The organism is Pseudomonas aeruginosa (assembly GCF_001457615.1).
GTDB classification, from domain to species: domain Bacteria; phylum Pseudomonadota; class Gammaproteobacteria; order Pseudomonadales; family Pseudomonadaceae; genus Pseudomonas; species Pseudomonas aeruginosa.
Map to the genome: position 1 here is coordinate 2,954,152 of NZ_LN831024.1, position 13,989 is coordinate 2,968,140.

Consider the following 13,989-nt stretch of genomic DNA (forward strand, 5'->3'; position numbering starts at 1 on the left):
GGTTGCCCATGGTTCTGCGCGAATACACCCAACGCCACCGGCTCGACGCCGTCGCCCCGGCCGACTACCACCGCCATCTGCCGGAGCAGGTCGCGCGCGGCCTGCCTTCCGCCGAGCTGGTGGTGTTCCGCGTCGCCGACGAGCATTCCGACACCGCGGCGTTCAGCGCACGCTACGGCTTTGGCCTGGAGGACTGCGCCAACACCCTGGTCCTGCGCTACAAGCGCGACGGCGCCGAAGGCTATGCCGCGGTGGTCAACCTGGGCTCGCGGCGGCTCGACGTGAACGGCGCGGTCAAGGCGCTGCTCGGGGCCCGCCGGCTGTCCTTCGCCGCCCGCGAGGTCGCCACCGAGCTGACCGGCATGCAGTTCGGCGGCATCACCGCGTTCGGCTTGCCCGAAGGCATGCCGCTGCTGGTCGACGCGGCGGTCTTCGAACGGCCGTTGGTGGTGATGGGCGCCGGGGTCCGCGAGACCAAGCTGCTGCTGTCCCCGGCACTGCTGAAAGACCTTCCCGGAGTGGTGGTCGCCGAACTCAGCGAAGCCGGTTGAACCCGGCGCGGAGCATCGCCGCCGCGGCTCTGCCAATTGTGGTAGGTGAAGCCTTCCGCCGTCTCTGCAACCATGCCCCCGCCCTGATCGCGACAAACGCCGGAATGCCCCGTGGTAGACGCTCGCGCCTGTTTTTTCTAAGCGTTCGCGGCGGCCACGGCGCGGTTCGTCGGACAGCCCCTCCGGATGCGTTTCCTACCTTCATCCGAGGAGCGGTAAATGATCAGGATCGACTTTTCCCAGTTGCACCAGGCCCGCGAAGATGCCGCGGCGGCCATGCCGAGCATCGCCGGCAAGAAGATTCTCATGGGCTTCTGGCACAACTGGCCGGCCGGCGCCGCCGACGGCTACCAGCAGGGCTCGTTCGCCAACATCGCGCTGGAAGACGTGCCGAGCGAGTACAACGTGGTCGCCGTGGCCTTCATGAAAGGGCGCGGCATCCCGACCTTCCAGCCATACAACCTGTCCGACGCGGAGTTTCGCCGCCAGGTCGGCGTGCTCAACGCCCAGGGCCGCGCGGTGCTGATTTCGCTGGGGGGCGCCGACGCGCACATCGAGTTGCACGCCGGGCAGGAGCAGGCGCTGGCCGCCGAGATCGTCCGTCTGGTGGAAACCTACGGTTTCGACGGCCTGGACATCGACCTCGAGCAGAGCGCCATCGACCTGGCCGACAACCAGCGGGTGCTGCCGGCGGCCCTCAAGCTGGTGCGCGAGCACTACGCCGGGCAGGGCAAGCACTTCATCGTCAGCATGGCCCCGGAGTTTCCCTATCTGCACAAGAACGGCAAGTACGTGCCTTATCTGCAGGCCCTGGAAGGCGTCTACGACTTCATCGCGCCGCAGTACTACAACCAGGGCGGCGACGGCCTGTGGGTCCAGGAGGCGAACGGCGGCAAGGGCGCCTGGATCGCGCAGAACAACGACGCGATGAAAGAAGACTTCCTCTACTACCTCACCGAGAGCCTGGCCACCGGCAGCCGCGACTTCGTGCGGATCCCGGCGCAGCGCCTGGCCATCGGCCTGCCGAGCAACGTCGATGCGGCGGCTACCGGCTACGTGATCGATCCCGCCGCGGTGAGCAACGCGTTTCGCCGCCTGGAAGCCGCCGGTCACGCGATCAAGGGCCTGATGACCTGGTCGGTGAACTGGGACGATGGCCTGAACAAGCGCGGCGAGCGCTACAACTGGGAGTTCCGCAAGCGCTACGCCAGCCTGATCCATGACGGCGAGGGCGGCGACCAGCGCCCGGCGGCGCCGCAGGGCCTGCGTCTGCTGGAGCGCGGCGAGACCAGCCTGGTGCTGGCCTGGAACGCCTCCAGCGGGCAGCGTCCGATCGATTACTACAGCCTCTATCGCGACGGCGCCATGGTTGGCCAGAGCGCCGCGCTGGGTTCCACCGACAGCGGCCTGACGGCGGACACCCGCTACAGCTATTTCGTCACCGCCACCGATACCCAGGGCAACCAGTCGCTGCCCAGCGAAGGCCTGGAGGTCAGCACCAGCGGCGGGGCGGTGGATCCGCAATTCCCGCAATGGCGGGAGAACCAGGCCTATCGGGTCGACGATGGGGTGACCTACGAGGGGCTGCGCTATCTCTGCCTGCAGGCGCACACCTCAAACAGCGGCTGGACGCCGCCGGTAGCCTTCACCCTCTGGCGGCCGCTGCGCTGAGGGGGCGGGCCGGTCCGCGCCGCGGGCCGGTCCTTTGGCCGGCGAGAGCCACGCACGGGTGGCGCCATATCCATATGCGTTTTCGGTATTTCCGCTTGATCGTTCATGGCGTTTACCATCACAGCATAACTTGTTATAACAAGTGTCCGAGCCACTCCGACAAGCGAATCCGACCATGGGCAAACTGCTCCCGCTTTCCCCCGTGCCGCTGTACAGCCAGCTCAAGGAGCTGCTGCGCGGGCGCATCCTCGACGGCGTCTACCCGCCGCTCAGCCGCATGCCCTCGGAGAACGAGCTGGGCAAGGCCTTCGACGTCAGCCGCATCACCGTGCGCCAGGCGCTCGGCGACCTGCAGAAGGAAGGGCTGATCTTCAAGATCCACGGCAAGGGCACCTTCGTCGCCCGGCCGAAGGCGTTCCAGAACGTCAGCACCCTGCAAGGCCTGGGCGAGTCCATGACGCAGATGGGCTACGAGGTCATCAACCGCCTGCATGGCCTGCGCTACGTGCCGGCCGGCGCGCGGGTGGCCGAGCGCCTGCGGGTGGAAGAGGGCAGCCCTGTGTGCGAGATCAAGCGGGTGCGGCTGGTCAACCGCGAGCCGGTTTCGCTGGAAGTCACCTACCTGCCGCAGGCGCTCGGCGAGCGCCTGGAGAAGGCCGACCTGGTGACCCGCGACATCTTCCTGATCCTCGAGAACGATTGCGGCATTCCCCTCGGCCATGCCGACCTGGCCATCGACGCGGTGCTCGCCGATGCCGACCTGACCCGCGCCCTGGCGGTCGAGGAGGGCGCGCCGATCATGCGTATCGAGCGCCTGACCCATGCCGCCGACGGCGCGCCGCTGGACTTCGAATACCTCTACTACCGCGGCGACGCTTTCCAGTATCGCCTGCGCATCGATCGGCAGAAGGGAGAGCGGGCATGAACACCCTGGAGCAGGAATACGACATCGTGGTGATCGGCGGCGGCACCGCCGGGCCGATGGCGGCGATCAAGGCCAAGGAGCACGACCGCGAACTGCGCGTGCTGCTGGTGGACAAGGCCAACGTCAAGCGCAGCGGCGCCATCAGCATGGGCATGGACGGGTTGAACAACGCCATCGTCCCCGGCCACGCCACGGCCGAGCAGTACACCCGGGAAATCACCGTGGCCAACGACGGCATCGTCAACCAGGCGGCGGTATACGCCTATGCCAGCCACAGCTTCGAGACCCTGCGGCAGCTGGATCGCTGGGGCGTCAGGTTCGAAAAGGACGAGACCGGCGACTATGCGGTGAAGAAGGTCCACCACATGGGCGCCTATGTGCTGCCGATGCCGGAAGGGCACGACATCAAGAAGGTGCTCTACCGCCAGCTCAAGCGTGCGCGGATCCCCATCGCCAACCGCCTGGTCTGCACCCGCCTGCTCACCGATGCCGAGGGCGCGGTGAACGGCGTACTCGGTTTCGACTGCCGCAGCGGCGACTTCCATGTGATCCGCGCCAAGGCGGTGATCCTTTGCTGCGGCGCGGCGGGCCGCCTGGGCCTGCCGTCCTCGGGCTACCTGATGGGTACCTACGAGAACCCGACCAACGCCGGCGACGGCTACGCCATGGCCTATCATGCCGGCGCCGAGCTGGCCAACCTGGAATGCTTCCAGATCAACCCGCTGATCAAGGACTACAACGGCCCGGCCTGTGCCTACGTCACCGGCCCGCTGGGTGGCTATACCGCCAACGCCAGGGGTGAGCGCTTCATCGAATGCGACTACTGGAGCGGGCAGATGATGTGGGAGTTCCACCAGGAACTCGAAGGCGGCAATGGCCCGGTGTTCCTCAAGCTCGACCACCTGGCGGAGGAAACCATCCAGACCATCGAGGACATCCTCCATGGCAACGAACGCCCCAGTCGCGGGCAGTTCCACGCCGGGCGCGGCACCGACTACCGCCAGCAGATGGTCGAGATGCACATTTCCGAGATCGGCTTCTGCTCCGGCCACTCGGCCTCCGGCGTGTGGGTCAACGAGAAGGCCGAGACCAGCGTGAAGGGCCTCTACGCAGCCGGCGACATGGCCGCGGTGCCGCACAACTACATGCTCGGCGCCTTCACCTATGGCTGGTTCGCCGGGCGCAACGCCGCCGAATACGTCGCCGGGCGCGCCTTCAGCGCGGTCGACAGCGCCCAGGTCGAGCGCGAGCGTGCGCGGATCGAGGCGCCGCTGCTGCGCGAGCATGGCCTGCCGGCGGCGCAGGTGGAGTACAAGCTGCGCCGGCTGGTCAACGACTACCTGCAACCGCCCAAGGTGACCCGCAAGATGGAATTGGGCCTGCAACGCATCCAGGCCATCGCCGAGGATCTGGAGCGGATCAAGGCGGACAACCCCCACGAGCTGATGCGCGCCCTGGAAGTCAGCGTTATCCGCGATTGCGCGGAGATGGCCGCGCGCGCCTCGCTGTTCCGCACCGAGAGCCGCTGGGGCCTGTACCACCACCGGGTGGACTATCCGCGGCGCGACGACGCTGCCTGGTTCTGCCACGCGCACCTGAAGAAGGACGAGCAGGGACGCATGGCCAGCTTCAGGAAACCGGTCGAACCCTACCTGTTCGCCATCGACGAGGGCGAACAGCAGGCCTACCAGCGCCTGCGGCTGAGGAACGACGCCGCCTAGGGCCCCACGCCCCGGCGTAGTACCGCTAGACACCGAGCCCGCCGCCACGAAAGCGGGCCAGATCGAACCACGAGGACCGCGTGCCATGGCCTACCGACCCCAGGACATCTTCTTCCGCAGCAGCGCCCCGGTGACCATCGACGAAGACCGCTGCATCGCCGACAAGGGCTGCACCGTCTGCGTCGAGGTCTGCCCGATGGACCTGCTGGCCATCGATCCGACGACCCGCAAGGCCTACATGGCCTACGACGAGTGCTGGTACTGCATGCCTTGCGAAAAGGACTGCCCGACCGGCGCGGTGAAGGTCGAGATTCCCTACCTGCTGCGCTGACGCCCGCTCCCGGCAAGCGAGGCAGAACCCGCCATCCGGCCACTCCCGGACGCCACTCTGAAACACCCCTCGTTTCCCACCACCGTCCGGGTGGCGGAGACGATTCCCATGACCATGATTCGAGGGGAATCCCCATGCGACTGCGTGCAATCCTGGCCAGCCTGGCGCTGGCCCTGACTTCCCTGGGTGCCCAGGCGGAAACCATCCGCGTGGCCATCGGCACTCAGGACACCACCATCAACTGCGCCGCCGGCGGGCTGCTGATCCGCGAGCTGGGCCTGCTGGAGAAATACCTGCCGCGCGACGGCCGCTACAAGGATGCGGACTACCGGGTGGAGTGGAAGAACTTCACCAGTGGCGCACCGCTGACCAACGAGATGGTCGCCGGCAAGCTCGACTTCGGCGCCATGGCCGACTTTCCCGGCACCTTCAACGGTGTGGCCTTCGCCGCCGCCGGCAAGCGCAGCCTGTTCATCAGCGTGCTGTCCGGCAGCACCCGTGGCAGCGGCAACGGCATCGTGGTACCGAGCGGCTCGCCGGTGCAGTCGCTGGCCGAACTGAAAGGCCAGACCATCTCCGTACCGTTCGCCTCCACTGCCCATGGCATGCTGCTGCGCGCGGTGGCGGCGCAAGGCTGGGACCCGCAGCGCGACGTGACCATCATCGCCCAGCCGCCGGAAATCGCCGGTTCGGCCTTGCAGGCGAACAAGATTGCCGCCCATGCCGACTTCGTACCCTTCGCCGAGCTGTTCCCCAATCGCGGCTTCGCCCGCAAGATCTACGACGGTTCCCAGGCCAACGCGCCGACCTTCCATGGCGCGCTGGTGGACGCCGCCTACGCCGAGCGCTATCCGGAGGTGGTGGTGGCCTACCTGCGGGCGAGCATCGAAGCCAATCGACTGCTGGCCGCCGAACCGGAGAAATACAGCGAGCTGATCGAGAAGGTCACCGGCATCGAGGCCGAGGTCAATTACCTGTTCCACGGTCCGCTCGGCCTGCAGACCCGCGACCAGGCCTGGAAACCCGAATACCGCCAGGCGCTGGCGACCTCCATCGACACCCTGAAGCTGCTGAAGAAGGCCGACCGTGGGCTGGACGTCGAGCGTTTCGTCGACGACCGCTACATCCGCGAGGCCTACCGTCAGGCCGGGCTGGACTACCAGGCGGCGCTGGCAGACTACGCACCGTCGCCGCTGCGCGCCAGCGACGCGCGCAGCGGCCGGCCGATCGAGGAGTTCGAACGGGTAGCGCAGATCTGGGTGAAGGGCGAGGCCAGGGTGCGCCATTACGCTTCGCCGGAGTCGGCCCTGGCCGATCTTGCCGAGCTGAAGGCGCAGGGCAAGGCGATTCGTGCGATCTACGCCCAGGATCGTGACAGCGGGATCAAGCTGCTGGCCAACCAGGCGTGGTTCGTCCGCGACGGCGAGGGTCGCCTCAACGCCTTCCTGCTCCGCGAGCAGGCCCAGGACTATGCCCGCCGCCATGGCGGCGAGGTACGCGACTTTGCCGCCGCCAGCCAGCAGGCGCTGGCGCTCCGCTGAGGCGGGCGTCTTCGGAGTCCGCCCATGAGTTCGCTTCCGATCTCCCGACCCTGGCGCTGGGCCACCCGCGCCGCTTCGCTGGCGGCCTGCCTGGCGTTCTGGCAGCTCGCCGCCGGTCTGCAACTGAATCTGGGCCTGGTGACCTTCGCCAACGTGCCGACGCCCGGTGCGGTGTTGCTGGCGGCCTGCAACCTGGCCCAGTCCAGCGTGCTCCTGGCGCACCTCGGCGCCAGTCTGGCGCGGGTCTTCGCCGGCTATCTGCTGGCCGCCGCGCTGGGCATCGCCCTCGGCCTGGCGATCGGCCGCTCGGCCTGGGCCGAGGCCTTGCTGCTGCCGCCGCTGGAAGTGCTGCGGCCGATCCCGGCGGTGGCCTGGATTCCCCTGGCGATCCTGATGTTCCCTTCGTCGGAGGCCTCGATGATCTTCATTACCTTCACCGGCGCGCTGTTCCCGATCCTGCTCAATACCGTGCATGGCGTGGAGGCGCTCGATCCGCGCCTGCTGGCTTCGGCGCGCAGCCTGGGGGCGGGGCGCCGGGCGCTGCTGCGCGAGGTGCTGCTGCCCGGCGCCGGACCGGGCATCTTCACCGGCCTGGCGATCGGCATGGGCACCTCCTGGTTCTGCCTGGTGACCGCCGAGATGATCTCCGGGCAATGGGGACTGGGTTACTACACCTGGGCTTCCTACAACATCCAGAACTACGACGAGGTGGTGGTCGGCATGCTGCTCATCGGCCTCTTCGGCATGGGCAGTAGTGGGTTGGTGAAGCGCGTCGGCGCGTCGCTGACGCCCTGGTACGCGGCGGGAGGCAAGGTCCGATGACGACGGCCGGCAACAGCCTGGGGCGCATCCAGATCCGCGACCTGAGCATCCGCCTGGGGCAGGGGAGCGAAGCCTTCGAGGCGGTCCGCGATCTGAGCCTGGAGGCGCGGCCGGGCGAGTTCGTCTGCCTGCTCGGGCCTTCGGGATGCGGCAAGTCGACCCTGCTCGGCGCCCTGGCCGGCCACCTGCGGCCAAGCGCCGGCAGCGTGAGGGTCGACGGCCGGAGCGTGGAAGGACCTTCGCCGCAGCGTGGCATGGTATTCCAGCAGCACACCCTGTTCCCCTGGCGGCGGGTCCGCGACAACGTCGCCTTCGGCCTGAAGATGCAGGGCCTGGCCCGCGCCGAGCGCAACCGGCGCGCCATGGAGATGCTCGGACTGGTGGGGCTGGCGGACTTCGCCGGGCGCTGGCCCGGCCAACTGTCCGGGGGTATGCAGCAGCGCGTGGAGATCGCCCGGGTGCTGGTCAACCGGCCGCGCCTGCTGCTGATGGACGAGCCCTTCGGCGCCCTCGACGCGCAGACCCGGCTGAAGATGCAGACCTTGCTGCTGGACGTATGGGCGCGGGTCCGCACCACGGTGCTGTTCGTCACCCACGACATCGACGAGGCCCTGTACCTGGCGGACAGGGTGCTGGTGATGAGCCCCCGTCCGGGACGGATCATCGCCGACCTGGCGCTGGACTTCCCGCGCCCTCGCGACACCCGGCTGGTGACCAGCGCCGACTTCGTGCGCCTGAAACGCCACTGCCTGGAACTGCTCGACCACGACGACGGCCGCCAGTTGCCGCGCCTGACCCCGCTCGGCTTGCCGCCGGGCATCACCCCGGACCGACTGCGGATCGCCATATGACCTGTAAAAACGCCACCCTGCCCGAAATCCTCGAACTGTCGCCGCGCCTGGAGGACGCCGACCCCGGCGTACGCCGCCTGGCGCTGATCGAACTGGCCGACCTGGAGCTGCCGGAGGCGCTGCCGTTGCTGATTGCGGCCCTGCGCGGCGATCCCGACCCCGGCGTGCGCGGCGAGGCCGCGCGCCTGCTGGAGGCCTGGGAGGAAGACGCGGTGGTCGATGCGCTCTGTGCGGCCCTGGCCGATCCGGTGCCGGCGGTGGCCGATGCCGCCGCGCAGAGCCTTGGCGAACTCAAGGAACCGGCCGTCGGGCGGCGCCTGCTGCCGTGGCTCGGGCATGCCGATGCCTTCGTCCGCGCCAGCGTATTGCGTGCGTTGCGCGAACTGCGCCTGGAGGAGAGCGCCGTGCCGGCCCTGGCCGCCCTCGGCGATCCGCAGGCGGCGGTGCGCCGCGAGGCGGTGGCGGTACTCGGCTGGCTCCGCCACCAGCCGGCCCTGGCCGAACTGGCCAGGCTGGCCAGCGCCGATGTCGACCCGGAGGTACGCCGGGCGGCCACCGGCGCCCTCGGCCTGAGCCGCGAGGCGACGGTGCTGCCGGCGCTCTGCGCGGCGCTGGCGGACGCTCAATGGCAGGTTCGCGAAGAGGCGGCGACGACCCTTGGCAAGCTGGGCCGGGAGGAGGCCGGCGAGCCGCTGCTGAAGGCCCTGGCGGACGACTACTGGCAGGTCCGCCTGCGCGCCGCGCGGGCGCTCGGGCGCTTGCGCCACCGCCCGGCGCGGGAGGCGCTGGAAGCATTGCTCGGCCATCCCATCGGCAACCTGCGCAAGGAGGCCGCCCTGGCCCTCGGCGAACTGGCGGACCCGGCCTCGGCCCAGGCCTTGCGGGTCGCCGAAGGCGACGGCGATCCCGAGGTGCGCAAGGCGGTGCGCATCGCCCTGGCGCAACTGCGGATGCCGGCATGACCCAGCCGCCGCTGCGCCTGCGCAATTCCGCCAGGGACGGCTGGCTGATGCTCGAATGGGCGGACGGCGCGGTCAGCCGGATCGACCATGCGCGCCTGCGCGCCGCCTGTCCCTGTGCGCAATGCCGGGCGCAGCGCCTGCGCGGACGGATCGTCGCGGCGGAGCAGGGCGTGCGCCTGCGCGATATCCGCCTGCAGGGCTACGGCGTGCAGTTGCTGTTCGACGATGGTCACGAGCGCGGTATCTACCCCTGGTCCTATCTGCGCGACGAACTCTGAGGCGGGTATTGTTCCGCTCCCGGCAACAACGTGAAGCGTGTTCATGGGTTTCAGATTGTTGCCAATCCCTGCGTTGTCCCCGTCCCGCCACGGCCACCACCCGGGTGACCCGCTCGGAGGCCCGCCGCCTGGCTTCGTTGTCGTTTCCGTAACACTGTTTTCCAGCCTGAAACGTTTCAGCTTTACTTGCAAAGACCTTATCATTCGCAAATTAACCATTGTTCTGCTTGGCTCAGATCATGAGTCCTCTTCATAAACCCTTGCTCCTTGCAAGGTTATCGAGGAAGTAGAGCGGTCGCTGCGTGCGGCCAGTCGATCATTCGCAACGAGGAAGCGTTCGCGTGAAATCCCATCTTCTCCGCCCGGCCCTGCGCCCCGTGGCCGGCGGCCTATTGTCCGCCTCCCTGCTGTGCAACGCGGTGCACGCCGCCGAGGCGTTCTCGCCGAACTCGAAATGGATGCTCGGCGACTGGGGCGGCAAGCGCACCGAGCTGCTGGAGAAGGGCTACGACTTCAAGCTGGAGTACGTCGGCGAGGCGGCGGCCAACCTCGATGGCGGCTATGACGACGACAAGACCGGACGCTATACCGACCAGTTCGCCCTGGGCGTGCACATGGATCTGGAGAAGATCCTCGGCTGGAAGGCTACCGAGTTCCAGTTCACCGTCACCGAGCGCAACGGCAAGAACCTTTCCAACGACCGCATCGGCGACCCGCGTGCCGGGCACATCAGCTCGGTGCAGGAGGTCTGGGGCCGCGGGCAGACCTGGCGGCTGACCCAGCTGTGGCTCAAGCAGCAGTACTTCGACGGCGCGCTGGACGTGAAATTCGGCCGTTTCGGCGAGGGCGAGGACTTCAACAGCTTCCCCTGCGATTTCCAGAACCTGGCCTTCTGCGGCTCGCAGGTGGGCAACTGGGCGGGGAGCATCTGGTACAACTGGCCGGTCAGCCAGTGGGCGTTGCGGGTGAAGTACAACTTCGCGCCGGACTGGTACGTGCAGGTCGGCGCCTACGAGCAGAACCCGTCGAACCTGGAGACCGGCAACGGCTTCAAGATGAGCGGCAGCGGGACCAAGGGCGCGTTGCTGCCGGTGGAGCTGATCTGGCAGCCGAAGGTCGGCGCCGAGCAACTGCCGGGCGAGTACCGGCTGGGCTACTACTACAGCACGGCGAAGGCCGATGACGTCTACGACGACGTCGACGGCCAGCCGCAGGGGCTGACCGGCAACGACTTCAAGTCGCGCGGCAGCAAGCATGGCTGGTGGGTGGTGGCGCAGCAGCAGGTCACTTCGCACAACGGCGATGCCTCGCGCGGGTTGAGCCTGTTCGCCAACCTGACGGTCCACGACAAGGCGACCAACGTGGTGGACAACTACCAGCAGCTCGGGGTGGTCTACAAGGGGCCGTTCGACGCGCGGCCGAAGGACGACATCGGCCTGGGCATCGCGCGCATCCATGTCAACGACGATGTGAAGAAGCGCCAGCGCCTGGTGAACCAGGTGAACGGCATCGACGACTACGACAACCCGCTGTACCAGCCGCTGCAGGACACCGAGTACAACGCCGAGCTGTACTACGGGGTGCATGTGACCGACTGGCTGACGGTGCGGCCGAACCTGCAATACATCAAGCAGCCGGGCGGGGTCGACGAGGTCGACAACGCGCTGGTGGCGGGGATCAAGATCCAGACGGTGTTCTAGGCTGTTGCTTCGGACAACCGCGATTCGGTCATGGCCAGCGGCCATTTCTTCAGCGCCGCCCAACGCGGCGCGGCGGGCTGAACAGCCCGGCGTGCAGAACGTAATAGGAGAGTAAGCAATGCCTGTCATCAACCCCGAAGGGAGTACCGGACGATGAGCGAAGGTAACCGCAGTCGATCGCGCCTGCTGCCGAGCCTGCTCGGCCTGTTGATCCTGCTGTCCGGCCTGGCGCTGCTGGCCGGCGGCATCAAGCTGGCGAGCCTGGGCGGCTCGCTGTACTACCTGCTGGCCGGCATCGGCCTGGCCCTGAGCGGACTGTTGCTGCTGCTGGGCAAGCGTGCGGCGCTAGGCCTGTACGCTCTGGTGCTGTTCGCCAGCACCGTCTGGGCGCTGTGGGAAGTCGGCCTGGACTGGTGGCAACTGGTGCCGCGCCTGGCTCTGTGGTTCGTCTTCGGCCTGCTGCTCTGGCTACCCTGGTTCCGCCGCCCGCTGCTGGCCGACGGTCCGGCGCCGCTGGGCACCGCGGCGCTGGGCGTGGCGGTGGTCCTGGCCGGCGCCGCCGCGGTGGGCAGCCAGTTCACCAATCCGGGGCAGATCGTCGGTCGCATCGACCGCGACAGCGGCATGACCAGCACCGCCCCGGCGATGCCGGACGGCGACTGGCAGGCCTACGGGCGCACCGAGTTCGGCGACCGCTACTCGCCGTTGAAGCAGATCACCCCGGCCAACGTCGGCCAGCTCGAGGAAGCCTGGCGCATACGTACCGGCGACCTGCCGACCGCCGACGATCCGCTCGAACTGACCAACGAGAACACCCCGCTGAAGGTCAACGGCATGCTCTACGCCTGCACCGCGCACAGCAAGGTGCTGGCCCTCGACCCGGACACCGGCGCGGAAATCTGGCGCTTCGATCCGCAGATCCAGAGCCCGGTAGGCTTCAAGGGCTTCGCCCACATGACTTGCCGTGGCGTCTCCTACTACGACGAAGAGCAGTACGCCAGGAGCGACGTCGGCGCGCCGCCGGCCGCGCTCTCCGAGGCCGGCAAGGCGGTCGCCGCCAGTTGTCCGCGGCGCCTGTTCCTGCCCACCGCCGACGCCCGCCTGATCGCGATCAACGCCGACAACGGCAAGGTCTGCGAGGACTTCGGGGTCAAGGGCGCGGTCGACCTGACGGCCGGCATCGGTCCGTTCACCCCGGGCGGCTACTACTCCACCTCGCCGGCGGCGGTCACCCGCAATCTGGTGATCATCGGCGGCCACGTCACCGACAACGAGTCGACCAACGAGCCGTCCGGGGTGATCCGCGCCTTCGACGTGCACGACGGCAAGCTGGTGTGGAACTGGGACAGCGGCAACCCGGACGAGACCGAGCCCCTGGCTCCCGGCAAGTTCTATACCCGCAACTCGCCGAACATGTGGTCGCTGGCCAGCGTCGACGAGAAGCTCGGCCAGGTCTACCTGCCGCTGGGCAACCAGATGCCCGACCAGTGGGGCGGCAACCGCACCCCCGGTGCCGAGAAGTTCAGCGCCGGCCTGGTGGCCCTCGACCTGAACACCGGCAAGCTGCGCTGGAACTACCAGTTCACCCACCACGACCTGTGGGACATGGACGTCGGCAGCCAGCCGACCCTGCTCGACCTGAAGACCGCCGATGGCGTCAAGCCGGCGCTGATCGCGCCGACCAAGCAGGGCAGCCTGTACGTGCTGGACCGCCGCGACGGCACGCCGATCGTGCCGATCCGCGAAGTGCCGGCGCCGCAGGGCGCGGTGGAGGGCGACCATACCGCGCCGACCCAGGCGCGTTCCGACCTCAACCTGCTGCGCCCGCCGCTGACCGAGCGCGACATGTGGGGCAGCAGCCCGTTCGACCAGATGCTCTGCCGCATCCAGTTCCGCTCGCTGCGCTACGAGGGCCAGTACACCCCGCCGTCGGAGCAGGGCAGCCTGATCTATCCGGGCAACGTCGGAGTGTTCAACTGGGGCGGGGTGTCGGTCGACCCGGTGCGCCAGATCCTCTTCACCAGCCCCAACTACATGGCCTTCGTCTCGCAGATGGTGCCGCGCGACAAGGTGCCCAGCGGAAGCAAGCGCGAGGGCGAGACCAGCGGCGTGCAGCCGAACACCGGCGCGCCCTACGCGGTGATCATGCATCCGTTCATGTCGCCCATCGGCCTGCCGTGCCAGGCGCCGTCCTGGGGTGACGTGGCGGGTATCGACCTGACCACCGCCAAGGTCGTCTGGCAGCACAAGAACGGCACCAGCCGCGACAACACCCCGGTGCCGATCGGCCTCACCGTCGGCGTACCGAGCATGGGCGGCTCGATCACCACCGCCGGCGGCGTGGCCTTCCTCAGCGGCACGCTCGACCAGTACCTGCGCGCCTACGACGTGAAGGACGGCAAGCAGCTCTGGCAGGCGCGCCTGCCGGCCGGCGGCCAGGCCACGCCGATGAGCTACACCGGCAAGGACGGTCGCCAGTACGTGCTGATCGTCGCTGGCGGACACGGCTCCTTCGGTACCCGCATGGGCGACTACATCATCGCCTACGCCCTGCCCAGGCAATGACCCGCCCACCGGGAGCCCACAGCCGGCTCCCGGCCTTCCGGGCCTCGGCCCGGAAGGGGCTTTGCCAAGGG

General features: G+C 68.3%; 12 protein-coding genes. All 12 read left to right on the top strand.

Annotated features, from left to right (window positions below; all coding sequences use genetic code 11):
* The first annotated feature begins 8 nt into the window (after positions 1-8).
* The 12 genes from AT700_RS13500 (at position 9) to AT700_RS13555 (ending at position 13,918) form a co-directional block, all read left to right on the top strand.
* The gene (locus AT700_RS13500; RefSeq protein WP_003089366.1) at positions 9-551 is read left to right on the top strand and encodes a YbaK/EbsC family protein; all 543 of its coding nucleotides are present in this window, start codon (positions 9-11) and stop codon (positions 549-551) included.
* 219 nt (positions 552-770) lie between these two features.
* Positions 771-2,222: a carbohydrate-binding protein gene (locus AT700_RS13505; protein WP_003089363.1), complete on the top strand. Its 1,452-nt coding sequence runs from the start codon at positions 771-773 to the stop codon at positions 2,220-2,222.
* A 175-nt stretch (positions 2,223-2,397) separates the two neighbouring features.
* Positions 2,398-3,147: a GntR family transcriptional regulator gene (locus AT700_RS13510; RefSeq protein ID WP_003113099.1), complete on the top strand. Its 750-nt coding sequence runs from the start codon at positions 2,398-2,400 to the stop codon at positions 3,145-3,147.
* Positions 3,144-4,868: a fumarate reductase/succinate dehydrogenase flavoprotein subunit gene (locus AT700_RS13515; protein WP_004343632.1), complete on the top strand. Its 1,725-nt coding sequence runs from the start codon at positions 3,144-3,146 to the stop codon at positions 4,866-4,868. Before AT700_RS13510 ends, AT700_RS13515 begins: the two co-directional genes overlap by 4 nt.
* An 85-nt stretch (positions 4,869-4,953) precedes the next feature.
* Positions 4,954-5,199, top strand: coding sequence for a 4Fe-4S dicluster domain-containing protein (locus tag AT700_RS13520; protein ID WP_003089354.1), 246 nt, complete (start codon positions 4,954-4,956; stop codon positions 5,197-5,199).
* A 134-nt stretch (positions 5,200-5,333) separates the two neighbouring features.
* Positions 5,334-6,740 (top strand): ABC transporter substrate-binding protein, encoded by a 1,407-nt coding sequence (locus tag AT700_RS13525; RefSeq protein ID WP_003113101.1) that lies wholly within the window; start codon positions 5,334-5,336, stop codon positions 6,738-6,740.
* A gap of 24 nt (positions 6,741-6,764) precedes the next feature.
* Positions 6,765-7,562, top strand: a complete 798-nt coding sequence (locus AT700_RS13530) for an ABC transporter permease (RefSeq protein ID WP_003113102.1) — start codon at positions 6,765-6,767, stop codon at positions 7,560-7,562.
* A complete protein-coding gene (locus AT700_RS13535; protein WP_003122732.1) occupies positions 7,559-8,413 on the top strand; it encodes an ABC transporter ATP-binding protein in 855 nt (284 codons plus the stop codon). The genes AT700_RS13530 and AT700_RS13535 overlap by 4 nt, the downstream gene beginning before the upstream one ends.
* Positions 8,410-9,375 (top strand): HEAT repeat domain-containing protein, encoded by a 966-nt coding sequence (locus AT700_RS13540; RefSeq protein WP_048521096.1) that lies wholly within the window; start codon positions 8,410-8,412, stop codon positions 9,373-9,375. Before AT700_RS13535 ends, AT700_RS13540 begins: the two co-directional genes overlap by 4 nt.
* Complete coding sequence (locus tag AT700_RS13545; RefSeq protein WP_003113105.1) at positions 9,372-9,653, top strand: DUF971 domain-containing protein; 282 nt, start codon at positions 9,372-9,374, stop codon at positions 9,651-9,653. Before AT700_RS13540 ends, AT700_RS13545 begins: the two co-directional genes overlap by 4 nt.
* 341 nt (positions 9,654-9,994) lie before the next feature.
* Positions 9,995-11,353, top strand: a complete 1,359-nt coding sequence (gene oprB / locus AT700_RS13550; protein WP_010792996.1) for a carbohydrate porin OprB — start codon at positions 9,995-9,997, stop codon at positions 11,351-11,353.
* A 153-nt stretch (positions 11,354-11,506) separates the two neighbouring features.
* Positions 11,507-13,918, top strand: a complete 2,412-nt coding sequence (locus AT700_RS13555; protein ID WP_003089344.1) for a glucose/quinate/shikimate family membrane-bound PQQ-dependent dehydrogenase — start codon at positions 11,507-11,509, stop codon at positions 13,916-13,918.
* Positions 13,919-13,989: the final 71 nt, after the last annotated feature.